This window comes from Acinetobacter sp. SM1B (genome assembly GCF_003289665.1).
Classification (GTDB): Bacteria; Pseudomonadota; Gammaproteobacteria; order Pseudomonadales; family Moraxellaceae; genus Acinetobacter; species Acinetobacter schindleri.
On record NZ_QMBM01000001.1, the window covers coordinates 1,567,954 to 1,590,766 of the forward strand.

Here is a 22,813-nt window from a genome sequence, read left to right on the forward strand (position 1 = left end):
CAGAATATCACTTATAGGAGTTGTTCAAATTTACGGATCCATCTCTGACTTTGGCATAAAAAAGGGGATGATTTTCATCATCCCCTTTGATAATAGTCTATTTTCAGACCATTATGCACGTTCTAGGTATTCACCTGTACGCGTATCAACACGAACTTTATCTTCTTGCTGAACAAATAATGGAACACGTACTACCGCACCTGTTTCCAGTTTCGCTGGCTTACCGCCGCCGCCCGAAGTATCACCACGTACACCTGGATCAGTCTCAACGATTTGCAATACCACAAAGTTTGGTGCATTCACTGTTAAAGGAACGCCATTCCAAAGCATGATGGTACATTTTTCATTAGAGTCATCTTTTAACCATTTTGCTGCATCGCCCATCGCGATTTTATCTGCTGCAATCTGTTCAAAAGATACTGGATCCATGAAGTTCCACATTTCGCCATCGTTGTACAAGTATTCCATTTCTACTTCTACGATGTCAGCAGCTTCTAGTGAGTCACCAGACTTAAATGTTTTCTCTAACACTTTACCTGATTTAAGGTTACGTAATTTTACGCGGTTGAAGGCTTGGCCTTTACCTGGTTTTACGTATTCGTTTTCCATGATTGAACATGGGTTACCATCAAGCATAACCTTAAGGCCTGACTTGAAATCATTCGTAGAATAATAGGCCATGACTGGCGCACTCCAAACTTACTAACTTTAATCTATTGATGCTATGGGCTGTTGCAATGTCATTTAGCAAGTCTGACACGAACATGTAGTTGCCACATGCACATTCATTTAATGTTGCGTATTCTAAATGACCAATACACTATGCCGCAACGAAAAATTCCTATTTAACAGACCTTCACTGACTAAGTTACAGTCAGACATATCAATGAACGAATTATTCAGTCCCTACCATCTGCTGATCATTAAGACAAAGCTTTATATAATCTGCTCAACTAATACGTCAAACTTTATCCAATACAAGCACATTCATACTATATATAAACTGTTAAACTAATCGCTTCAGCTTCATCGCTTCCACTTTTACTTTATTCTTCCCACATGACAGACTTTTTCTATCAGGAACAAAACTGGCAGTCACAACTGAGTGACTTGATCACAAATCCGCAGGAATTATTACAACAACTGAAACTCTCACCTGAGCAGCTACTTTCTGGCGCAATTCTGGCATCAGAACAATTCAAGTTACGGGTACCACGTGCTTTTGTTGGCAAAATGCAGGCTGGCAATCCACTTGACCCCCTGTTACTGCAAGTCCTGCCACATCACCTGGAACTGGAAGAGCATCCGGGTTTTGTTACTGATCCTTTGGGTGAAGAACAGGCTAACCAGCAACCAGGCGTCCTACATAAATATAAGTCACGTTTTCTGCTGACCCTGACCGGAGCCTGTGCTGTACATTGCCGATATTGCTTTAGACGTCACTTTCCTTATCAAGAAAATTTACCTAAGAATGAAGATTGGGAAAATATTAAAAGCTATCTGCAAAGCCAGCCGGATATTAATGAAGTGATCCTGAGTGGTGGTGATCCACTCACTCTTTCTAACCGGAAATTAAAACTCTGGATTGAACGTCTGGAAACTTTAACTCAACTTAAATTCTTAAGAATACATTCACGAGTTCCGATTGTAATCCCAAGCCGAATCGATGACGAGCTGACAAGCATGTTAAAAAACAGTAGGCTACGTATTATTCTGGTGGTACACTCAAATCATGCATCTGAGCTGGATGATTACACCTGTAGCAAACTGAATCAGTTGGTTCAGCAACAGATTACCGTACTTAATCAGGCAGTGTTACTCAAAGGAGTAAATGATACTGCACCAGTTTTGGTCGATTTAAGTTATCGCTTGTTTGAAGCTGGAGTGATGCCGTATTATTTACATGTACTTGATAAAGTAAAAGGGGCGCATCATTTTGATTTGTCACCTAAGCATATAAACGAGATTTATACAGAAGTTTTAGCGAACTTACCCGGGTATTTGGTACCTAAACTTGTTCGGGAAATTGCGGGCGAAAAAAATAAGACACCGCTTTTTGGGGTTTCAACATTTTGAGTTAAATAATAAATGAGTAAACATAATTCAGATATTTTTCAAACGCCGACGGAACTTAAACTGGATCAACTGAGCTTTTGTCCAGCCAATGTAAAAGCCTTGCAGGAATGGGTTGCAGGAATTTCGATCCTGCAACTGGGGACATCCTCCAAGTCACTGTTCAGTGCCCTACTGGAAATCTCTGAACTGAAGTGCTCTGAAACCCTGCGGTTTGACCTGATTCAGGTACTGCATCCGACTCTTGAAAATGTACTGACCAGCCTGGAAAAACACTTCGTCAATCAAGGCCTGATTACTACTGACCGTAATGACCAGATTATTGAACTGGCAATGCTGCTGCGTAGTCATTTTGCCAAGGCCTATATTGATATTGCCAAGCGCTGTAATCATGAGCTGAATCACAGCAGTTTTTCTTTATTTAAACTGGGAAAAAAGAAAAGTCTGACCACGGCACGTATGGTTTCGATTTACTATGCTTTGCAACAGCTCAGCCTGCTGCTGTATCAACAGCATATGCTGTATGGCAAGCCAGTGATGGGCCAATGGCTTGCAGCTCATCAGCTACTTGAAATTGCAATGCAAAATAATTTCCATCAGAGCAATATCAATCAGGTCCTGGGTACTCAGCATGAGCTACAGAATATTTCGAATGCGTATGCACAGCTGATCCTGCTGGAAATCTTTAATACTCATCAAATTCGACCGGCAGAAATTCAGGGACTGTATCTTTGCAGTTTTGACTGGGCCAAACTGGTTCAGGTTTTACCTAAAGAAACTACCCTGTCCCGCTATGCAGTCGACAGCAGTAAAGACTTGCCACCGGTATATAACTCGCGTCTGAATGACCATTTCGAGCCGAGCATATTTATTGCTACTCAGAACCTGATGGAACATTTGGCGGGTACACAAACCAAAAATGCCCAGTATCTGTCACGTAATGAGAAATTGTTCCTCACGCCAGCGCTGCATTTTCATATCTATAACCTGTTGACCACGACCATGGAACGTCGTCATGAACGTTATGAATACTCAGCGCATATCAATATCTGTTTTGGTTTGTCTGCTGCACATTTCTATCTGTCTCAGGGCAAAAACTTCCATGAAACCCTAGATGTTGAAGGCGGCTACAATTTCCAGAGTGAAAGTAGCTTTGTCAGCGCATCAGAAAATGCTGTACCAGGTTCGTTTAGTCATATCAAAGCCTTAGATCGTGAAGCCAAGCAGATTCACCATGCCGAAGTGCTGGACATCAGCGTCAATGGTTACCGGATTAAGTGGACCGGCTTTACCCCATCGAATCTAAAAACCGGCGAATTTATTCTGGTTCAGGAAAATGCCCAAAGCCAATGGCGTGGTGGTGTGATCCGCTGGATCAAACAGTCAACAGAAAAAAGTCTGGAACTAGGCTTGGAAATTCTGGCGCAAGACCTGTTCCCATGTGCAGTTTATGCACGGACTGACCGTCATCTGAAAAATTATCAGCCAGCTTTACTGGTACAGACAACCCAACTGGATCAGATTTCGAATAGTGTTATTGTGTCAGGTGTACAGATGTTTAGGGAAAAACAGACGATTCACCTGCGTGTTGATGGTCGTGAAATAAAAATCTATCTGACCAAAGCACAGCTGATCACACAAAGCTTTATTCGATTTGACTATGAATTATTGAATGATCAGGAAGAACAGATCATTAAAGGCTTTATTCACAAGCAAATGAATGAAATCAATAATCACGACTTATGGGAAGCATTGAAGTGAGAAATCCATTATTGTCTAAAAAGTTAAAACGTACGGAAACACGTTTACTGATTATTGATGATAATCAAATTAGATTTAACCAGATTCGTGATCTGTTGACCGCCAATGAATATCAGGTGGATGCAGTTCTACTGGATGACCTGCAGAACTTTGAAAAGCAGTTGAATTTCAACTGGGACCTGATTATCTTTGGCCGTGCGTATGACCTGAAATATGAACAGGCACTCAGTCTGGTACGCCTATCGAAACAGCCAAACTTGCCGATTCTGCTGCTTAAACCTGATGACTATCAGGCTAATCAATATACCGGTTATATCCAGAAAGGTGTGTATGACATTTTGAATCTGGAATATCCAGAACGCTTTTACCTCGGTCTGGTACGTGCCCTGTCTTTCAGCCGTCTGACCCAGTCGCAGCAACATTTAATAGAAGAGCTGGAAACAGCACAAACTCAGGCACAATTACTGGTTGAGGACAGTAACAAAGCGGTAGCCACCATTCAGGAAGGCATTCACATTCAGGCCAATGAAGATTACCTGAAACTGTTTGGCCTGAATTCTGAAGATGACATTATCGGTTTGCCTTTACTCGATCTGTTACAACCACAAGATCTAAACGAATTTAAGACCCGTTTTAAGAAAATTTCCCAAGGTCAGTACGAGCTGGGTGGTTTTGAAATTCATTCAACCAATCCAAAGATTGCTGCAGTCAACCCCCTCAAGCTTGAGTTCCTGGCTTCTACCAGTGAAGAAGATGCTTTACAGCTAACGATTGATACTGCGAAAACTCAATCTGCTACAACAACTGAAAAAGCAGCAGTCAAGCCAAGTACGTTACAATTACTAAAACGCGAGCTGAACCGCGAGCCTGCCAATGCCAATGCATTGATCACCTTCTCTTTTGCTGCTTATGAGCCTCAAATTCTCAATGCAGATTGGGCGATCTACACAGGCTACTTCCATGAAGTTAAGAACTTCCTGAAAGAACAGGTTCGTATATCGCTGTTTAAACTGGAACATGATGTCCTGGTCGGTGTCATTCAGGCCGATTCTCAGAAAATTCTGGAATCTAAACTGATTGGGTTAGCTGCATTAACCAAACCGCAGTTGATTACAGTCAATCAGCAGACCTGCTCTCTGAACTTACGCATCGGTTATACCAAACTCGACGGTGAACTACATGATGAGGCACAGCTGGATCAGTATATTGCTCGTGCCTTCTCTACACCATTACCTCAAGCACAACAGTCTTCCGAATTTGTGCTGGATATTTCATCGGATATGCTTGCACCTGTAGAAACTGTTCCAAGTCTGGAGTTCAGTATTGCCGAACCAGCTGCAGCCCAGTCAGCCTCTAGTCCAGTATCTGCACCAGTTCCAACGCCTGTAACACCAGCCACGGCGGCAGCACCTGTAGCGATGCCAGGTTCAATCCTGCATGCACTGCGTCAATGCCTGGAGCGTGGCGAAATCCATCTGAAATATCAGCAGCTGTATGATAAGGAAGATAGCAACCTGTATACCTATGAGGTTACCAGCGGTTTTATTTTTGAAAATAAATGGCAGGATATTTCCAAGCTGCTGGAACTGCGTGAAGATGATGAACTTTCAATCAAGCTAGATCGCTGGATTCTGGTTGAGTCTTGCAAGCAACTGCATAACTTTATCACCCAATATCCTGAAGCCCGCTTGATCGTAAACCTGAATCGTGCCGTGCTCTTCAAAGACCGTAGTTTTCCTGAGTTTATCTCCAAGCTGATTACGATTATTCGCAGTAAATTAAAGCATCCTCTCACTTTACAATTTGCTGAAGAGGATCTGATTCTGAACCGCGAGGATGCGCAGAAATATATCCGTATTCTGCGTGACCATGGCGCAGAGATTGCGATTCGTGAATTCGGCAATTCGATATATAGTGAAACCTTGCTCCGTGAAATGGATGTAAATGCCTTAACGATCCATCCACAGCTCACTGCGCAATTGAATTCCAATACCGAGGAACTTCAGGAAAAAATTACTGGCTATCTGAAAGTCAAACCAGTTTATATTCTTTTACGTGAACTGAATGACATGACTTCCTTTGCCAATGCCTGGAATGTCGATGCACGCTTCATTCAAGGGGATTACTTCCAGAAAAAACTAGATCATCTGATTGACGTACAGGAGCGCTAAGCGCCTGTACCAAGCCTGAATATTGTGAATTCACAAATTTCAGGCACAAAAAAACGGGCAAATTGCCCGTTTTTTTTCATTTTGGGTATCAACGTTTAACAGAACGTGACATACCAGCAAAACGTTGTTTGAACTTGTCGATACGACCGCCAGTGTCAACGTTCTTTTGCTTACCAGTGTAGAATGGGTGGCAAGCTGAACATACGTCTAGGTAAAGCGTTTCTTTACCAACAGCTGAACGAGTTTCGATAACGTTACCACATGAACAAGTAGCAACTAGTTTTTCATATTTTGGGTGAATATCGGCGCGCATGGTCGATTCTCCATAAAGATCAAGAAGGTTTTGCTGTCATCGCAATTGATCACTCTCAGAAACTGAGGAAAGGCCAGAATCAAATTCAGGCAGATCAACACCACAACAGACCATTCTTTTGGCCCACCGAGACGGATACCGTCAGAGCTAAGCACAACAAGTTGGGCAATATTATACGTGAAACAAATTTAATAAGCGAATTATTCTTCAGTTTTAACTGCAACCTGTTTGGCCCACATATTGGCAACAATGCCGCAAACCATCAGCTGAATCTGATGGAAAATCATGATCGGCAATACAATCATGCCAATTGGCTGACCAATAAACAGAATTTGTGCCATCGGCACGCCGCTGGCTAAAGTTTTCTTGGAACCGCAGAAAAAAATAGTTTTCTGATCCGCTTTATCAAAACCAATCCAGCGTGGCACAAACAGGGCCAGCAGCATCACCAAAGTCAGTAAGACTGAGCAGGCAATAATGAGCAGTAATAAGGTCGATAAGCTTACCTGATGCCACAGCCCTGCCACAACAGCACTACTGAACGCGCCATACACCACCATGAGAATCGAACCCTGATCAAAAACCTTAACAATTTCTGGCATTTTCTTCATTTGTGGAAATACCCAAGGACGCAGAATTTGTCCAAGGATAAACGGCACCAGAAGCAGTAAAGTGATCTGCATAATGGATGAGGTGGGATCAAAACCATGTTGTGACTGACCCAAAATAAAAAAGGCTACTAATACCGGGGTAATAAACATACCGACAATATTGGAAAATGAGGCACTACACACTGCACCGGCGACATTACCCTGTGCCACTGAAGTAAAGGCAATCGAAGACTGTACTGTTGATGGCAGGAAGCACATAAACAGGAAGCCCCAGTACAGCTCCTGACCCAATAACGGAACCAGGACCGGCTTGGCCAACAGACCAATTATAGGAAACAGTGCAAAAGTAAATGCGAACACCAAGGTATGCAGCTTCCAGTGCATCAATCCTTCAACTACGGCCTCACGTGACAACTTGGCACCATGTAGAAAGAATAAGATAGCAATGGCAATTGTGGTAATAGATGAAAAGACTTCAGCCGCCTGCCCTGATACTGGCATAAAACTGGCGAGTATCACCATCACAAACAGCAGTACAGTAAAACGGTCCAATGCCAACAACTTAAGCATATCTCTTCATCCCTCAAATTTTATTGTTCGCTATAAAAATGCCCGGCTATCTTAACAGATACCGGGCCCAGGCTATGCATTCAGATTGATGTAATCTTTTCATCTATACATGAATACATTTCATATATCACACTTAGTTATTACGTGCGTTATGGTCCTGCTGAATCAGTTCAATTTTATAACCATCTGGATCTTCAACAAATGCAATAACGGTTACACCGCCTTTCATTGGACCTGCTTCACGAACCACCTTGCCACCACGTGCCTTGATGTCTTCACAGGCTTTATAGGCATCATCGACTGCAATCGCAATATGGCCATAAGCATTGCCAAGTTCATAACTGTCTGTATCCCAGTTATGTGTCAGCTCGAGTACGGTATGGTTTTCTTCATCACCATAACCTACAAATGCCAGAGTGAAACGACCTTCTTCATAATCACGCTTACGAAGTAAAGTCATACCAAGCACTTCAGTATAGAACTTTAGTGACTGTTCCAGATTGCCTACACGTAACATGGTATGCAGCATGCGCATATTATTCATCCTTATTGCCAGATTGTTGTTGGTGTTCACCGAGTAATTTTCCAACCCAGACCACTAAAATGAGAATCGGAATCCCGATCAATGTGGTCATCAGGAAGAAGTTCGGATAACCGATATTGGTGACTATAGTACCTGAATATCCCCCTAAAATCTTAGGGGTTAGTGTCATAAGTGAGCTAAAAATCGCATATTGGACTGCAGTGAAAGATACGCTGGTCAAGCTGGATAAAAAGGCAATAAATGCTGCACCTGCCAGACCGGCAGCCAGGTTGTCGACGATAATCGCAAAATACAGCCAGGCATCGCTATATGGCTTGATCACCTTGCCTGTCACTTCAATATCAGTATTACGATTCACATCCACAGGAACCAGTGGCTGGATATCGACATCAAGCATCTTGGTATTTTTAGCATTATTGCTCGTCTGATAGACATGTGTCACTTGCTGAACAGCTCGCTCATCCTCCATTAGTACCGCACTGATTAAATGCGCTGGCGCAGATTTCAGTTTTTCTGCTGGAATAGCTGTACTAAACACCCCCTGTTCTTCCAGCTTGGCTTCAAAACGCTCATCATTCAGTTCATAAATGATCTTTTGATTATCTTGTAAAGCTTCACCGACATATTGACCACGAACCACAATACTCCCTTCTTCATTAGCATGAAGGGTATTGTCGCTGGTAATTGGTAGAATCTGCAGCTGTGCATTACCTGAAGTCTGCAGCAAATATGGCATGGACAGACTAACTGTACTATCAGTCGTATTAGCATTGGCATAAGCCGCCTGAACCTGAATCTGCTTGGCATCAGCCAGTACCTGTACTGGTACTTTCACTTTCCAGTAACCAACTTCATCCGTGTCTGCCTGATAGCGTTGCTGTCCAACCTGAATATCTACCGGATTTAGCTGTTGCCCGGATTTAACCAAACCAATAAAGATCAGATTGGTAGAACAGGCCAGAATGGCACCGACAAACATCAGCTTCATGATATTCATCTTCTGGGCCAATAATCCTCCCAGGAAACCACCTAAGAGGGAAAAGATCACCCCATAGACCTTCACTGCTTCAGCAATCTGCTCCTTGCTAAAGTTCATGTCCTGATAGAACACATTAGAAATCACACCAGCAATAATGTCTGAAACACGATAAAAACCAATCAGCAATAACAGGACCAAAGCCAGTTTTAGGCCATAGCGCTTGAAGAAATCTGCAACAGGATTGACCCAGGTTTCATAGGCCATTTCCCGGTTCACCGCACCCAGTTTCACCAAGGCGGCACCCACACCGAATGCGACTGCACCAGATCCGATAAAACGCAAAGATTCAAAAGTAAATAATGCAAAGGTATCCTGAATGGCAAACTGTTCAGTCAACATGCTCACCAGATTACCTGAATATACATAGCTCAATACAAAGCTAATGACCGCGACAAAAAACACCCCGACCAGGCGGAAATAATCACTGCGTATATAGGTTTTTCGTACACGATCGACCTGCGGTTCACGGATTGACAGCGTCGTGATAATCCCCACCAACATCACCGCAGCCATCGCCAGATAGGTCCATTTCCAGGCATCATAAATATAGTTACCTTTTGCGGTACCTAGGTAAGCGGCAAGGAACAATGCGCCCGCACCAGCGACAATCATACCAATACGGTAGCCTGCGTTATAAGTTGCAGCCAGCACGGTCTGCATCTGGGTTTCTGCCAGTTCAATACGGTAGGCATCAATCACAATATCCTGAGTTGCTGCGGAAAAGCCAAGCAAGACTGCACCAAGCGCCATCTGCTGAAGATGTAGTTGTCCTAAAGCCGGATCTGAAAAAGCCATAATACAGATCGCGCAGACAATCAGAATTTGTGCGATCAGCAACCAGGCACGACGTCGACCTAAAGCCTTAGTCAGGAATGGCACTGGTAGTTCATCAATCAGTGGTGCCCAGACAAACTTAAAGGAATAACCCAAGGCTGCCCAGCTAAAGAAAGTTACAGCACTTTTACTAATACCCGCTTCACCGAGCCAGAGAGACAGACTTGAAAAAATCAGGAGAATCGGTACACCGGCTGAAAAACCCAGAAACAGCATGATCAGCGCACGCCGATCCAAGAAGGCTGTAAAGGCGGATTTCCAACCCGTCGTTTGTGTTGTCATTGCTTTATTATTTTCCGCAAAAAACCAGTAGTTGCTATTCAATCCTTTAATACAGGATCTTTCAACAAGATTTACCATTTTCTCTGCATAGATCATTTTATTTTTTTACGCCAAAAGCGACATGTTGGCTTGAATTTTCCGGCTAATTCTGTATACCTTAAATCATTAATGCACTATTTCGTTTTGGACATCAACAGTGACCCAGAGACTCGATCAAATTCATTCTTCAATAACCGCCAATACGATTAACACTACCCTAACTGCACAACAAAACCATGCTGAACTATTAAAGACAGCATTTGAACAAAGCGAAATACAACCTACTCTTGAAAAAACCCGCTTGCAGCCCACGCAACTGACACATATTCCAAAACTGGATAAAATTCCGGCGTCGACCAAGCGTATTAAACCACTCAATAATTTTCTTGGTCAGGATCGTGCACGTGCCTCAGTTGAAGCCGGGATTGCCCTGCCATATTCAGGCTATAACATTTTTGCTGTCGGAACCGCAGGTCTTGGCAAGCGCACCATGGTCAAACGTCTGCTACAGCAACATGCCAAAACAGTAGCAACACCAAATGACTGGGTGTATGTTAATAATTTCCAGAATTCCCGTCAGCCGATTGCATTGCAGTTTCCTGCAGGTCAAGGTCCTAAATTCCAGGCGATGCTGCATCAAAGCTGGCAAACCATTCTTAAACAGCTGGAACGTCGTTTTACTGCGGAAACCTATTACAACCGTATTGAAATGATCCGTCAGCAAACCGGTGATGAACAGCAGCAAGCGCTGATTGAACTGACCCGTGAAGGTGAAGAATTCGATCTAAAGCTGATCTCTCGCAATGATGAGCACTGCTTCGTACCGGTTCATCTCAAAGATGACAAGCTGCAGGAAATGACACAAGATGATCTGAATGCACTGAACAATAAAGATCGTGCTGAAATTGCATCCAACATGCGTTACATGGATAAAAAACTGGAACGCCTGGGCCTGCACCTCGGTGATCTGGAAGATGATGCCCGTGACCGTGTACAGGTACTCAACCGTGAGATTGCCAAACAGGTGGTTGTACCGCGTGTTGAACAGATACTGGCTAAATTTAAAGATGTGGAAGGCCTGGATAAATATCTGAAATTCTATGCAGAAGACATCATTAATAATGTCGAGATTGTGCTGGAACAGGAAGAAGATGACTTTACCCCTGGCCTGTTCAGTCGTGTGCCGTCCCGTTATCAGGCCAATGTCATTGTGACATATAAGCCAAACAGCGGTGCGCCGGTGATCTTTGAAGATTTCCCAACCCATTACAATCTGCTCGGTCATGTGGAACAGTTAACACAGAATGGTACGATTACCACTGACTTCACCTTGATCCGTCCAGGCTCAATGCATCGTGCCAATGGCGGCTTCCTGATGATTGAAGCCGAGCAACTCTTAGAACAACCGTATGCATGGCAAGGCCTAAAACGTGCATTGAAATCTGGTCAGCTGAAACTGTCTTCTTTAGAACATATGCTAACGCTAACGGGCAGTATTTCAATTGAGCCAGCGGCAATTCCACTTGATATCAAGATCGTATTGTTAGCTGAACCAGAAATCTATTATGAAATTCTGGAGCTCGAACCTGAGCTGGGCAGTATCTTTAAAATCCGTGCTGACTTTACAGATACATTACAACGTAATGACGAAAATGAGCAGGCCTATATGCAGCTCATTGCTGATTACGTTCAGGCAGACAAACTGTTGCCTTTTGACCGTTCTGCTTTGGCTGCCTTATTGACTGATTCAAGCCGTCAGGCTGAAGACCAAAGCTCCTTGTCATTACATGCGCTGACTCTGGGGGATTTGATTCGTGAAGCGCATCATCATGCCTTTAAAGCTGATGACAAAATGGTTTCAGAAAAACACATCAACACTGCCCTGGATCATCGCAAATATCGCTTAGGCTATTTACGTGAGCTATATTGGCAAGATCTGTCTCGTGGTACCCAGTTGATTGAAACACGTGGCCATCGTCTTGGTCAGATCAATGCCCTGTCCGTTATTCACTATGCGGATGTGGAATTTGGTTTACCATCACGCCTGACTGCCTCAGTGTATCAAGGTGGTGGTGACATTCTGGATATCGAACGCAGCGTGGAACTCGGTGGTTCACTACATGCTAAAGGCGTATTGCTAATGGCGTCTTTCCTGAAAGCGCATTTCGGTCGTGAACAAACCCTGCACTTCTCTGCAGCTCTGGCGTTTGAACAAAGTTACGGCCAGGTGGATGGTGACAGTGCTACTGTGGCTGAACTTTCTGCATTGATCTCAGCCATTAGCCAGTTGCCAATTGACCAGTCTTGGGCAATTACCGGTTCCATGAACCAGCTCGGTCAGGTACAGCCAATTGGTGGGGTAAATGCCAAGATTGAAGGCTTCTTCGATGCCTGCAAATTGCAAGGCTTGACTGGCAAGCAAGGTGTAATCATTCCGCGTCAAAACATGCAGCATCTGATGCTGCGTAAAGATGTAATTGCAGCAGTTGAAGCAGGTCAGTTCCATATCCATGCAATTGATACCATTGATCAGGCACTGGAAATTCTAATGGCACGTCCGGTTGGCACCCTGGACAAGAAAGGCCGTTACAGCAAGCATTCGATTTATGCTGCGGTGATGGAGCAACTGGATTACTGGCAAGCTATTGAAGATGGTGCCGAGCTTGAGGAAGAAGAGCAAAAAAAAAAGAAAAAAAAGAAGAAAAAGAAAAAAGAAAAAGCACCAGTAAAGGATATTCAGGCAGATCCAGATGCGCTTGCAGCAGCACTTGCGGCTGAATCAAAAGAACTGGAAAAATCTGAAACCTCTGAGAATAAGGCAGAAAACTAATCCTGCCCCTTTCCATTTTAAGTGTTAAACTTCAGTCATAAAAAAGCGCTTCTCTGGAAGCGCTTTTTAACATCTGCAAGTCTAATAAAACTATTAAGCTTCAGGTGCCGGGCTGTATTGTTCAACTAAAGACTTTAATTCACCTTTCTGGAACATATCGAGCATGATATCGCTACCACCGATCAATTCACCATTGATCCACAATTGTGGGAAAGTCGGCCAGTTCGCAATAACTGGAAGAGTTGCGCGAATGTCTGGGTTTTCCAGAATATTCACATAAGCAAATGGACGACCAATTTGACTGAGTGCTTCAACCGCACGAGCAGAGAAACCACATTGTGGGAATTGTGGTGTGCCTTTCATATAAAGAAGTACTGCGTGTTTGGCAATTTGGTCACGAATTAACGCTTCTGTATCGCGTGCTTGTTCAGTCATTGATATATCCTCAATAAATCTGCTTCGCATTATACTCAAAATGAACTAAAACAGTATGTCTAAAACAATATTTCATGTTTTATTTACAATTCAGCTTTTATTCTGTTTGAGATTTTGCTTATATAGGTCCTGTCGTTATGTCTATATATGGCATCTATGACTTCAATTTTCAATCCACCTAACAGATAAGAGTTAGTCATGAAGAACATTACCCTTGCTCCTGTGCAAACTGGTCAACCTTCACACTTGATGCCGGTATTTGGCCGTCAGCCGATCAGTTTTGTCCGAGGACAAGGTGCTTATCTTTATACTGAAGATGGTACTGAGTATCTAGATGCTCTGACCGGTATTGCAGTATGTGGGCTGGGGCATGCCCACCCGGTACTTGCTGAAGCAATTGCTGAACAGGCCGCCACCCTGATTCACACCAGCAACCTGTTTGAAGTACCATGGCAGACTGCTGCTGCACAAAAACTGGCTGAAGTTTCAGGCATGGAAGAAATTTTCTTCTCGAATAGCGGTGCAGAATCCAATGAAGGTGCAATCAAGATTGCACGTAAATTTGGCCATATGCAAGGCATCGCTACACCAAAAATCATTGTGGCTGACCACTCTTTCCACGGTCGTACTTTGGCTACCCTCTCAGCGACAGGTAACAAAAAAGTTCAGGAAGGTTTTGGACCGCTGGTTGAAGGCTTTATCCGCGTACCATTTGGTGATATCGAAGCGATTCAGGAGGCAGCAATTAATCACCCTGACATCGTAGCTGTTTTCGTTGAACCGATTCAAGGTGAAGGCGGTGTCAATACTGCACCACAAGGCTTCAGCTACCTGGAAGAAATCCGTCAACTGTGCAACCAGCATAACTGGCTGATGATGTTGGATGAAGTTCAGACAGGTAATGGCCGTACCGGTAAATACTTTGCATATCAGCATACCAATATTGTTCCAGATGTACTGACCACTGCAAAAGGTCTGGGTAATGGTTTTCCGATTGGTGCGGTGATGACCCAAGGACGTGGTGTTGGTGTTTTAACTGCCGGGAACCATGGTTCAACTTACAGCGGTACAGCATTAGGTTCACGCATTGTTTATACCATCCTTGATATTATGCAAAAAGAAAATATCGTGGCGAATGCAGCTGAAAAAGGTGCTTATATCGTTGAGCAACTCCGTAGCCAGCTTGGTGATCAGCATGTCACTGTTCGTGGTTTTGGTCTGATGATCGGTATTGAATTGCCAAAAGCATGTGGCGAACTGGTAGATATCGCGCGTGATGAATATAAAACCATTATCAACGTAACTGCAGGCAATGTGGTACGTCTGCTGCCTACCCTAAACATCACTCAGGAACAGGCCGATCAACTAATTGAACGTCTGATTAAAATGATTAAAGCATATCTGGCTTAATTTCTTAAAAGCCAGAAACATAAAAAGCCGCATCAAGCGGCTTTTTTAATTCTTTGCAGTTTATGATGCGATTTGCAACAAACGTCCGCCAGACAACTGGCCAAAATATTGTTTCAAGGTATCAAGACAACGGAGAATTTTTATAGGTTGTTGTTCACGTTTTGGCATGACTGCATATAGCGTAAATGGTTGTAATTTCCACTCAGGCAGGACTTCAATCAAAGAGCCGTTTATTAAATCTTTTTGTACATCCAGATATGACATGCGGGCAATGGTATTGCCATGCAGACACATCGACTTCGCCACAATACTGTTATTGGTGTTTAGTCGTGAGCTCAGTTCAAGTTCAACTTTTTGGGCTGTATTGACATGCTGGAAATAAAATTGTTGATGATTGTTCAAATGACTGAGTGACAAAATGTCATGTTGCTTCAGATCATCCGGCTGTGTAATTAAAACAGATTGATTGATATAACTCGGAGCTGTTACCAGAATCTGTTCAATCTGAATAAGTGGAACGACTTCAACATTGCTATCGTCAATGACCTGATCAAGGCGCAGTTCAATATCAACACGACCATCCTTCAGGTCAAGCGGTTGATCTTGTGTTTCAAACTGCACTGTCAAACCACGGTGCGCAGACATCCAGTGCGACAATGCCGGAATCACATGCATTGAACACAGTTCTGCAGTTGCGACGATACGCAGGTCACCAACCAGATCATCACGCAGCTCATTGATACGGACTTTGCCACGTTCAGCAGCGGATAACATTTCCTGGCAGCTATAGAAAAAAGCCTGGCCTGCTTCAGTCAAACTCAATTTTCGTGTGGAACGGTTCAGGAGAATCACTTCCATGTCCTGCTCCAGCGATCGAATCTGCTGGCTTACGGCACTGGTAGTAATACCCAGTTCACGTGCAGCACCGCTAAACGAGTTTTTCTCTACAACACAAGCAAATACGCCCATTGCTCGAAGTTGATCTAACATAAATTCCCCTCTAAACTTATGAGGTGCTTCATCCTTTGATAAAAGCAACTCATTGTATTATACGGTGAAATTTAGCATTTTCACCTTTTTATTCAACTATTCGGTAAAACGGATGCAGGATTCACCGGTTTTCCATCCAGACGTACCTGGAATTCAAGCATGGTACGGGTTGTACCACTTGAACCCATTTCTGCAATCTTCTGGCCTGCGGTTACATTTTGACCACTTTTCACGTTAAGTTTACTGTTATGTGCATACGCAGTGATGTAGCCATTAATATGTTTGACCAGTACCAGATTGCCGTATTCTTTTAGACCGTCAGCGGCATACACTACCTGACCATCAGCAGCGGCAAATACCGGATCACCAACATTACCTGCGTAACGTATGCCCTTAATATTTGAAGCCAGATTGTATTGCTGCAATACTGCACCATTCGATGGTTTTACCCAACGTAATCCGGATGACGGTACAGTTGTTACTGGAGCAGGTGTAGTGACTTTTGGTGTTATTGATGGTGTCGTTTTAACAGTGGTCTGCGCTGGAGTTACCGGTGTTGGAGCCACGACAGTTTTACGCTGGATAGGCGCTGAAGTATCAACGACTTGAGTAGTCGTACTGCGTTTGGTATTTTTCAAACGGATCGATTGACCGACATAAATACGATATGGCTCAGGAATGTCGTTCATTTCCGCGACACTGATATAGCTCAGACCATAGCGTGCTGCAATGCCACTTAGCGTGTCACCTGAACGAACCGTATAAAAATCAGGTGCTGCAGCATAACGTGCGGAATTATTAATATAAGGTTTGGTTGCACACCCAGTTACGATAACTGCTGAAACCACTGCTGTTGTGAGTACTAACGTTTTAATCAGGCCTGTAGGCAAAGCAATAAAGCGTTTCGGTGACACCAGGAACATTATCTTCCTCTCTAACATCTATACGGTTTAAAAAACTCGATTAGATTAGCAAAAAAACACAGCAAATAAGGTTGCAATGTCAATCTATTCACAAAGTTATAACATTAGTTAGATTTTATTTAAAATCTGACCCTGTAATTCGTGAAGTACGTCATAGTTTGTAGCATCCATCTGGATTGGCGTCACACTGACATAACCATTGGCGATGGCAAAAAAGTCTGACTCTATTTCAGCTCCTTGATGCTTTGGCATTGCAACTGCTTCACCAGATAGACCAATCCAGTAAACCTGACGGCCACGCGGATCCACATGACTGCTAATTGGTTTAGACTGGCTACGGCGACCTTGGAAGGTCACTTTGGTTCCTTTTAAATCAGCGATATCCGGAATATTGACATTAAAGATCTGACGCTCAGGCAATGCTGGCAAACCTGCTGCAATAAAATCATAAACCCATTGCGCTGCAACACGATAATCTTCTGGTGAGGTATAAGCACGCACGTTTTGCCCACACAAAGAAATAGCCAGTGCAGGATGTTTTGCTAGACGACCTTCAAATGCTGCCCCCACTGTGCCTGAATACAATACATCATCTCCCAGATTGGCACCGCTATTAATGCCACTCACCACAAGATCGAATTCGACATCAAACAAACCATTCATGGCCAGATAAACACAGTCTGCCGGAGTACCATTTACTGCCCAAACATCTGGAGCAATCTGAATCGGTCGCAGTGGACGGTCAAGGGTTAATGCACTGGAAAATCCGCTACGTTCGCTTTCAGGTGCAACAACCACTACACGGCCTAAGGCTTTTAAGCTCTGCGCTAGTGCTTGTATGCCCGGAGCAAATACGCCATCATCATTTGATATCAATATATTCACAGCAAAATCCCGTTCGTCCCAAAAAATGACTGGTTGGGACATTTGTTTGTATTAGCCACGGAATTATATATATTTATCGTTCAACATCCATCTTTAATATATGTGGTTCATGATGATTAAAAATACGGTTGCTGTAGCCGCACTGGCTTTTGCTCTGACTGCTGGCCTGAGCTCTCCTGCTTTTTCAGCTGAAAATTTATCTGCTGAGGTAGATTTGACTATTAAGGAAGACCTGGCTTCAGTCCAAGTGCTCACTGAAGTTTGTCCGGGGATTGTGGGTAAAAATGCCAAATTTGAGCAGAACGCTCAACAGCTGATTAAACAATACTTATCCGATTATTCTGATAAATCGATGACTTATGACAAGATCCAACAGGACAAAGAATATCAGTCAGCACTTCAAGAAGCACGCCAGGAAGCCAAGCAAACCGCTAAAGATGAACATCAGGCAGTGTGTAATGACCTGATCACTCAACAAATCTAATTCAGACTTTCTGACAGGATGATGCAGCGCCATCATCCTGTTTATATAACGATTTTCTCCATTATTTTACTGCTTCCTTACATTTTTAATCTTTTCATTCCTTCAAAATTAGTTAATCTAAGCCCATCTTAATTTCTAATTTGAGCTTTTGATTTTCAATGAAAAATTTATTCATTAAAGCTTTTGGCATTTTTACTCTTTCAACTTTCAGCATTTTGACTACACAAAGTTTTGCAGCCGATACCAATATTGAAGTCACTCCGATTCAAGAAGTGACTCAGCATGAGCTTGCGGCCATTTATGTACTTTCAGAAATCTGCCCAGGTATGGTGAAAGACCAGAATAAATTTAAAGCGGGTTATAGTCAGCTGGTCAGTGAATATATGCCTGGTCAAAAGAATCCGGTAGAAGCCTTGAATCAGCTTAGCAAAAACACAAAATTCCAGCCGATCCTGAAAGAAGCACAACAGGATGCGCAGAAAGCAGGTCAGCAGAAAAATCAAGCGATTTGTACAGAACTCACCACTTATAGCAAATCCTGATTTTTTTCTGCCGCCATGCTTACAATACTTTTGAAATAAGCCACTGCAAACCGTAGAAGTCCGCCTAGCTTTGTCCTAAAATGCTAGGCTCTTCGTGCTTACATCAAGATATTGGAACCTACTAGAAATGACCCAAAAAACTGCTCTTGCTGCATTATTATTAATTCCTAGTTTTAGCTTTGCAGCAACTGTCCTATCTGCACCACCAGAATTGAATAATAAATCTTATGTGCTAATGGACTACGAAACAGGGCAAATTCTCGCATCTAAAAATGAAAATGAAAAACTAGCCCCTGCTTCAATGACTAAAATGATGACCAGCTACATCATTGAACAGAAGTTATTAAGCGGTGAACTGACTGAAGATGAACAGGTTCGTATGAACGAATCGGCATGGTGTCGCGGTAGTAGTTCTGAATCATGTATGTATGTTCCGCTAAACGGCACGGCAACAGCACTTGAGATGCTGCGCGGTATCATTATCCAGTCAGGTAACGATGCTTCCAAAGCAATGGCAGAACATATTGCAGGTAACGAGGGTACCTTCGCACATATGATGAACCAGGAAGCAAAACGTATCGGCATGACCAATACCAGCTTTGTAAACTCAACCGGTATGCCTGCGGAAGGTCACTATTCGACTGCCAAAGATATGGCCATGCTGGCACAGCACATCATTAAAGACAGTTCAAAGTACTACCCGATTTATTCTGAAAAAGAATTTACTTTTAACGGAATCAAACAAGGCAACCGTAATGCCCTGCTGTATACAGATCCAAGTGTGGATGGTTTGAAAACAGGTCATACCAATGAAGCGGGTTACTGCTTAACGACTTCTGCGAAACGTGGTCCAATGCGTTTGATCTCTGTGATCTTCGGTGCGCCATCTATGCAGGATCGTGCAACACATACACGTGAACTTTTGGCATGGGGCTTTGCAAACTATGAAACTAAAAATGTTCAGGCCGGCAGACAAGTCTTAGCCAAGTCTAAAGTATGGTTTGGTAAGGAAAATGAAGTTCAAATCGGTCTTGCTGAAAACTTCAATGTGACCATGCCAAAAGGCAAAGCGAATGAGATTAAAACGCAAATCGTGGTTCAGCCTAAATTGACTGCACCTTTAAAACAAGGTCAAGTGGTAGGTAAATACGTTGCTTCTCTTGATGGTAAAGTGATTGCTGAAAAACCGCTTGTTGCACTAAAGGCTGTAGAAGAAGCTGGTTTCTTTGCGCGTATGCTCGATCATATCAAACAGTTCTTCAGTAACTTATTCTAAGTTCAAACAGACTGTTTAATTCTCGGACTACGACCAAAGCACCCATTCAGATGGGTGCTTTTTATTTTATACTCTACACATGATGCTTAAACTTTTAATGAACAGATCCCTATGAGCCAAAACATTCGTTCTTATTTAGATATGAGCCCACAGATTGATGAATCGTGTTATATCGACCCGATGGGTGTTGTGGTCGGTGATGTGGTCTTGGCAGAGAATGTTTCGGTTTGGCCTTTTGCCGTAATTCGTGGTGATGTCAATCATATCCGGATTGGCAAGAATTCCAATGTGCAGGATCATGCCATGTTGCATGTCAGTCATAAGAAAGCCGATAAGCCAGAAGGTTCGCCACTGATCATTGGTGAAGATGTCACCATTGGTCATCATGTAAAATTACATGGCTGCACCATTGGCAATCGCGTTTTGGTCGGTATTGGTACGATTATTTTAGATGATGTGATTGTTGAAGATGAGGTGATGATTGGTGCGGGTTCACTTGTTCCGCCAAATAAAGTTTTGGAAAGTGGTTACTTGTATGTAGGAAGCCCTGTGAAAAAAGTGCGTCCACTTACCGACAAAGAAAAAGCTTTTTTGCCGTATTCAGCACAGAATTATGTGAAGGTTTCAGGCAACTATAAATAAACTTTAGACAATTTCATTTGTCGAAAGCTTAAATCTTCTGTATGTTCATTTAAAAAATAATTCAAAGAATAAAAACCATGAAACATACAGAAGATCATCATTGCCCGGATCGCAATGAACTATTAAATCAGACCAGAATTAATATTCGACAGTACGGCGTACAAATCATTTCGATCACTCATACCGACTATTCCCCGCCTTTTAGCTATAGCATTGGTTTGTATGAAAGATTCCAGCATCCAGAAATTATCTGTTTTGGACTCACTGCTAAACTTAGTCAGACTATTCTGAATCATGTGACTGAGGTCGTTCAAAAAGGTCAACGCATCCAGCTCAGTAACACGTATCCGAATGTATTTTTTAAAGAAAGCCGCTGTAAGTTTCTAAAAGTTGATCGCAGAAATATCGGTGACTATTTTGGGATTGCGCAAAGCTATTACCAAGATGAAGCGTTTCCAGCCTTACAATTAGTCTGGACAGATCGGAATGATAAATTTCCTTGGGAAGATGGCTTCGAGGAAGTTTTTGAATTTGATCAGCCCCTGCTGGATCGCAATGCCGAGTTTAAATTCCGCGAACCACGAAATTTAGGCATTTATACGACTAGGCAATGGCTGGAATTGGAGCAGCCAATTGTTACCGTATTGCATGAACGCAATGGTGACTGGCAATTTTTGACAGCAGAACCCTTGGCTGAGGAGGATTATATACTGGTTGGATTAGAGCACATCCTCCAACGCGATCCAACCTTAAATGAAGTATTCGACCTGCAATATGGACAGGCAGCTGACCGGAAATTTATCGGGGATGAATGGGTGTTTACAGCACTAGAGGATAATGATCAACTCGCTGGTTAAAGTAGTGAGTTTAAGATGATATTTAACTCTCTTTAAACACCTAATATTTCATTTAAAAAAATTAAATACTAGACGTTTTATAGCAATATCATTTTATGAATATCAAAATGGCTACTTCATTTCGAGTAGTCATTTTTTAAATTACGGAACAATCAGATAATCGTTCTTAAAGCTGTTTGCTTCAAAATCCCCTTCGATCAAATGTATAAATTTCTGATCAATCTGGTTTAACTCTAAACAGTCATCGACATCAATCACTGCATCGGTATGTGGTTTATACCAGCCTTTTTCAATTGCTACTTTACCTTGGGCTTTAGCTTCTGTCTTGTTTTTGGCAGCCACAACCAGATATTTATGGACTTCCCCAAACTGGTCTGGAATATAAGCACCCAGATTAATCAAAAACAGTTTTAAACTGTTATTTACAGGCAAATCACTAATCTGGACCTGATAATTTATTCCTTGATAACTCACGCCATTGATTTTCATCCAGCCATCGACATGCAGGCCTTTTTGTAAGCCAAACCATTGTTGTTTCAAATAAGGATACGCAGATTCAATATCTGAACTGATGACCGGAATTACATCATGTACTTCTACATTGGCTTTTTCATGTTTACCGCCCAGTAAGGTGATGTAGAAGTGCAGTTCAGACATAGGAGATTCCTTTAAATAGTAGAATAATAAAGTAAAGATCCATAGTTTAAATTAATTCGATTTCATTAGTTATGAAGTATTCTCTACCCCAACTTACGAATAAAATGATATTTTCCCTTGTTTTATGAAGGGTTAGGTAAATATTTTTAAGAGATATCAATAAAGTTCTATTTCGTATAACAGCGATTATATTAAATGGATTCACTTTTGATGTTATACAATTACCTAGATTTCAAAATAAGTACTATGACATGTTGTAGTATTAATTTAGATCGGCTTTGTTGCACAAAGATTTAAAAACTAGAGTTCCCCTAAGCTACTCAAATTTAAGAGACAACTTGGGTATGAGGTCGACCTAATTCAGTGAATTTATTGAGGACTGCCACACGTGCATGAATCTCATTGACTTGGCTTTAAAAGCTCCTTGCACTCAGTTTATCGCCCAATAATTTAATGCAATGCATCTTGGTTTCTACCAAGCTTCGGCGATGATACCCAGACCACTTTTTCCAAATGACTCTTCCTAGGTGTTTGACCGTTTTCAATAATTCATTCCTCTTTATAGATCTCGATTGCTTGTCTTTCCAAGGCTTTACATTTTTTCTTGGCGGAATCACTGCATGTGCTTGTCGATCGGAAATCACT

Annotated in this window: 20 protein-coding genes and 1 pseudogene; 10 read left to right on the forward strand and 11 right to left on the reverse strand. The window is 42.5% G+C overall.

Translation table 11 applies throughout. The features are described 5' to 3' along the window. Positions 1–111 precede the first annotated feature (111 nt). Positions 112–681, reverse strand: a complete 570-nt coding sequence (efp, locus tag C8322_RS07535; protein WP_004810438.1) for an elongation factor P — start codon at positions 679–681, stop codon at positions 112–114. 378 nt (positions 682–1,059) lie between these two features. Between efp and epmB the strand changes: the two genes are divergently transcribed. Genes epmB through C8322_RS07550 form a run of 3 tightly spaced genes read left to right on the forward strand, consistent with a single transcriptional unit; the run spans position 1,060 to position 6,005 of the window. Further along, the gene (gene epmB, locus C8322_RS07540; protein ID WP_004810440.1) at positions 1,060–2,076 is read left to right on the forward strand and encodes an EF-P beta-lysylation protein EpmB; all 1,017 of its coding nucleotides are present in this window, start codon (positions 1,060–1,062) and stop codon (positions 2,074–2,076) included. A 12-nt stretch (positions 2,077–2,088) separates the two neighbouring features. Beyond that, entirely contained in the window at positions 2,089–3,834 is a 1,746-nt protein-coding gene (locus tag C8322_RS07545) for a GTPase (RefSeq protein WP_111810488.1), read from the forward strand. Then, positions 3,816–6,005 carry an EAL domain-containing protein gene (locus C8322_RS07550; RefSeq protein ID WP_111810489.1) on the forward strand — a complete coding sequence of 730 codons (2,190 nt, stop codon included), beginning with the start codon at positions 3,816–3,818 and terminating at the stop codon, positions 6,003–6,005. The genes C8322_RS07545 and C8322_RS07550 overlap by 19 nt, the downstream gene beginning before the upstream one ends. Positions 6,006–6,093: 88 nt before the next feature. On the opposite strand, the gene rpmE is transcribed toward C8322_RS07550, so the two are convergent. From rpmE to C8322_RS07570, 4 genes are all read right to left on the reverse strand, one after another. Beyond that, positions 6,094–6,318, reverse strand: a complete 225-nt coding sequence (rpmE, locus tag C8322_RS07555) for a 50S ribosomal protein L31 (protein ID WP_004782616.1) — start codon at positions 6,316–6,318, stop codon at positions 6,094–6,096. Between the two features lie 200 nt (positions 6,319–6,518). Continuing rightward, positions 6,519–7,499 carry a bile acid:sodium symporter family protein gene (locus tag C8322_RS07560; protein WP_111810490.1) on the reverse strand — a complete coding sequence of 327 codons (981 nt, stop codon included), beginning with the start codon at positions 7,497–7,499 and terminating at the stop codon, positions 6,519–6,521. Between the two features lie 133 nt (positions 7,500–7,632). Next, positions 7,633–8,034 carry a lactoylglutathione lyase gene (gene gloA, locus C8322_RS07565; protein ID WP_111810491.1) on the reverse strand — a complete coding sequence of 134 codons (402 nt, stop codon included), beginning with the start codon at positions 8,032–8,034 and terminating at the stop codon, positions 7,633–7,635. Between the two features lies 1 nt (position 8,035). Next, positions 8,036–10,198, reverse strand: a complete 2,163-nt coding sequence (locus C8322_RS07570) for an AmpG family muropeptide MFS transporter (protein WP_171334348.1) — start codon at positions 10,196–10,198, stop codon at positions 8,036–8,038. 196 nt (positions 10,199–10,394) lie between these two features. Between C8322_RS07570 and C8322_RS07575 the strand changes: the two genes are divergently transcribed. After that, a complete protein-coding gene (locus C8322_RS07575) occupies positions 10,395–13,067 on the forward strand; it encodes a Lon protease family protein (protein WP_111810493.1) in 2,673 nt (890 codons plus the stop codon). A gap of 93 nt (positions 13,068–13,160) precedes the next feature. Here the strand turns inward: C8322_RS07575 and grxD are convergent, their stop codons facing one another. Beyond that, positions 13,161–13,502 (reverse strand): Grx4 family monothiol glutaredoxin, encoded by a 342-nt coding sequence (gene grxD, locus C8322_RS07580; protein ID WP_004810457.1) that lies wholly within the window; start codon positions 13,500–13,502, stop codon positions 13,161–13,163. A 198-nt stretch (positions 13,503–13,700) separates the two neighbouring features. On the opposite strand from grxD, the gene C8322_RS07585 reads away from it, so the two are divergent. Beyond that, positions 13,701–14,912 carry an aspartate aminotransferase family protein gene (locus tag C8322_RS07585; protein ID WP_004810458.1) on the forward strand — a complete coding sequence of 404 codons (1,212 nt, stop codon included), beginning with the start codon at positions 13,701–13,703 and terminating at the stop codon, positions 14,910–14,912. Positions 14,913–14,972: 60 nt separating this feature from the next. On the opposite strand, the gene C8322_RS07590 is transcribed toward C8322_RS07585, so the two are convergent. The 3 genes from C8322_RS07590 to surE form a co-directional block, all read right to left on the reverse strand. Further along, positions 14,973–15,902 carry a LysR family transcriptional regulator gene (locus tag C8322_RS07590; protein ID WP_004810460.1) on the reverse strand — a complete coding sequence of 310 codons (930 nt, stop codon included), beginning with the start codon at positions 15,900–15,902 and terminating at the stop codon, positions 14,973–14,975. 92 nt (positions 15,903–15,994) lie between these two features. Continuing rightward, positions 15,995–16,825: a peptidoglycan DD-metalloendopeptidase family protein gene (locus tag C8322_RS07595; protein WP_004810463.1), complete on the reverse strand. Its 831-nt coding sequence runs from the start codon at positions 16,823–16,825 to the stop codon at positions 15,995–15,997. A 108-nt stretch (positions 16,826–16,933) separates the two neighbouring features. Then, complete coding sequence (surE, locus tag C8322_RS07600; protein WP_034424191.1) at positions 16,934–17,710, reverse strand: 5'/3'-nucleotidase SurE; 777 nt, start codon at positions 17,708–17,710, stop codon at positions 16,934–16,936. Positions 17,711–17,819: 109 nt separating this feature from the next. Between surE and C8322_RS07605 the strand changes: the two genes are divergently transcribed. From C8322_RS07605 to C8322_RS07625, 5 genes are all read left to right on the forward strand, one after another. After that, positions 17,820–18,194: an MCR_0457 family protein gene (locus C8322_RS07605; RefSeq protein WP_004810466.1), complete on the forward strand. Its 375-nt coding sequence runs from the start codon at positions 17,820–17,822 to the stop codon at positions 18,192–18,194. Positions 18,195–18,352: 158 nt separating this feature from the next. Beyond that, positions 18,353–18,736 carry an MCR_0457 family protein gene (locus C8322_RS07610; RefSeq protein WP_004810468.1) on the forward strand — a complete coding sequence of 128 codons (384 nt, stop codon included), beginning with the start codon at positions 18,353–18,355 and terminating at the stop codon, positions 18,734–18,736. A gap of 127 nt (positions 18,737–18,863) precedes the next feature. Next, a complete protein-coding gene (dacC, locus tag C8322_RS07615) occupies positions 18,864–20,012 on the forward strand; it encodes a D-alanyl-D-alanine carboxypeptidase PBP5/6 (protein ID WP_004810469.1) in 1,149 nt (382 codons plus the stop codon). A gap of 111 nt (positions 20,013–20,123) precedes the next feature. Beyond that, positions 20,124–20,654 (forward strand): gamma carbonic anhydrase family protein, encoded by a 531-nt coding sequence (locus C8322_RS07620; protein WP_004810471.1) that lies wholly within the window; start codon positions 20,124–20,126, stop codon positions 20,652–20,654. A gap of 77 nt (positions 20,655–20,731) precedes the next feature. Next, positions 20,732–21,511: a DUF4262 domain-containing protein gene (locus tag C8322_RS07625; protein WP_004810472.1), complete on the forward strand. Its 780-nt coding sequence runs from the start codon at positions 20,732–20,734 to the stop codon at positions 21,509–21,511. A gap of 141 nt (positions 21,512–21,652) precedes the next feature. On the opposite strand, the gene C8322_RS07630 is transcribed toward C8322_RS07625, so the two are convergent. Next, the gene (locus C8322_RS07630) at positions 21,653–22,168 is read right to left on the reverse strand and encodes a DUF1543 domain-containing protein (RefSeq protein WP_004810474.1); all 516 of its coding nucleotides are present in this window, start codon (positions 22,166–22,168) and stop codon (positions 21,653–21,655) included. Between the two features lie 326 nt (positions 22,169–22,494). Beyond that, positions 22,495–22,813, reverse strand: a pseudogene (locus tag C8322_RS07635) (transposase); the annotation flags it as partial.

Excerpts from the sequence above, each read along its gene's own strand:
- C8322_RS07570 (WP_171334348.1), bottom strand. The coding sequence starts at position 10,198 with ATGACAACACAAACGACGGGTTGGAAATCCGCCTTTACAGCCTTCTTG.
- efp (WP_004810438.1), bottom strand. The coding sequence starts at position 681 with ATGGCCTATTATTCTACGAATGATTTCAAGTCAGGCCTTAAGGTTATG.
- C8322_RS07585 (WP_004810458.1), top strand. The coding sequence starts at position 13,701 with ATGAAGAACATTACCCTTGCTCCTGTGCAAACTGGTCAACCTTCACAC.
- C8322_RS07550 (WP_111810489.1), top strand. The coding sequence starts at position 3,816 with ATGGGAAGCATTGAAGTGAGAAATCCATTATTGTCTAAAAAGTTAAAA.
- C8322_RS07605 (WP_004810466.1), top strand. The coding sequence starts at position 17,820 with ATGATGATTAAAAATACGGTTGCTGTAGCCGCACTGGCTTTTGCTCTG.
- epmB (WP_004810440.1), top strand. The coding sequence starts at position 1,060 with ATGACAGACTTTTTCTATCAGGAACAAAACTGGCAGTCACAACTGAGT.
- gloA (WP_111810491.1), bottom strand. The coding sequence starts at position 8,034 with ATGCGCATGCTGCATACCATGTTACGTGTAGGCAATCTGGAACAGTCA.
- C8322_RS07610 (WP_004810468.1), top strand. The coding sequence starts at position 18,353 with ATGAAAAATTTATTCATTAAAGCTTTTGGCATTTTTACTCTTTCAACT.
- C8322_RS07590 (WP_004810460.1), bottom strand. The coding sequence starts at position 15,902 with ATGTTAGATCAACTTCGAGCAATGGGCGTATTTGCTTGTGTTGTAGAG.
- dacC (WP_004810469.1), top strand. The coding sequence starts at position 18,864 with ATGACCCAAAAAACTGCTCTTGCTGCATTATTATTAATTCCTAGTTTT.
- grxD (WP_004810457.1), bottom strand. The coding sequence starts at position 13,502 with ATGACTGAACAAGCACGCGATACAGAAGCGTTAATTCGTGACCAAATT.
- C8322_RS07625 (WP_004810472.1), top strand. The coding sequence starts at position 20,732 with ATGAAACATACAGAAGATCATCATTGCCCGGATCGCAATGAACTATTA.
- C8322_RS07545 (WP_111810488.1), top strand. The coding sequence starts at position 2,089 with ATGAGTAAACATAATTCAGATATTTTTCAAACGCCGACGGAACTTAAA.
- C8322_RS07595 (WP_004810463.1), bottom strand. The coding sequence starts at position 16,825 with ATGTTCCTGGTGTCACCGAAACGCTTTATTGCTTTGCCTACAGGCCTG.
- rpmE (WP_004782616.1), bottom strand. The coding sequence starts at position 6,318 with ATGCGCGCCGATATTCACCCAAAATATGAAAAACTAGTTGCTACTTGT.
- C8322_RS07630 (WP_004810474.1), bottom strand. The coding sequence starts at position 22,168 with ATGTCTGAACTGCACTTCTACATCACCTTACTGGGCGGTAAACATGAA.
- C8322_RS07620 (WP_004810471.1), top strand. The coding sequence starts at position 20,124 with ATGAGCCAAAACATTCGTTCTTATTTAGATATGAGCCCACAGATTGAT.
- C8322_RS07560 (WP_111810490.1), bottom strand. The coding sequence starts at position 7,499 with ATGCTTAAGTTGTTGGCATTGGACCGTTTTACTGTACTGCTGTTTGTG.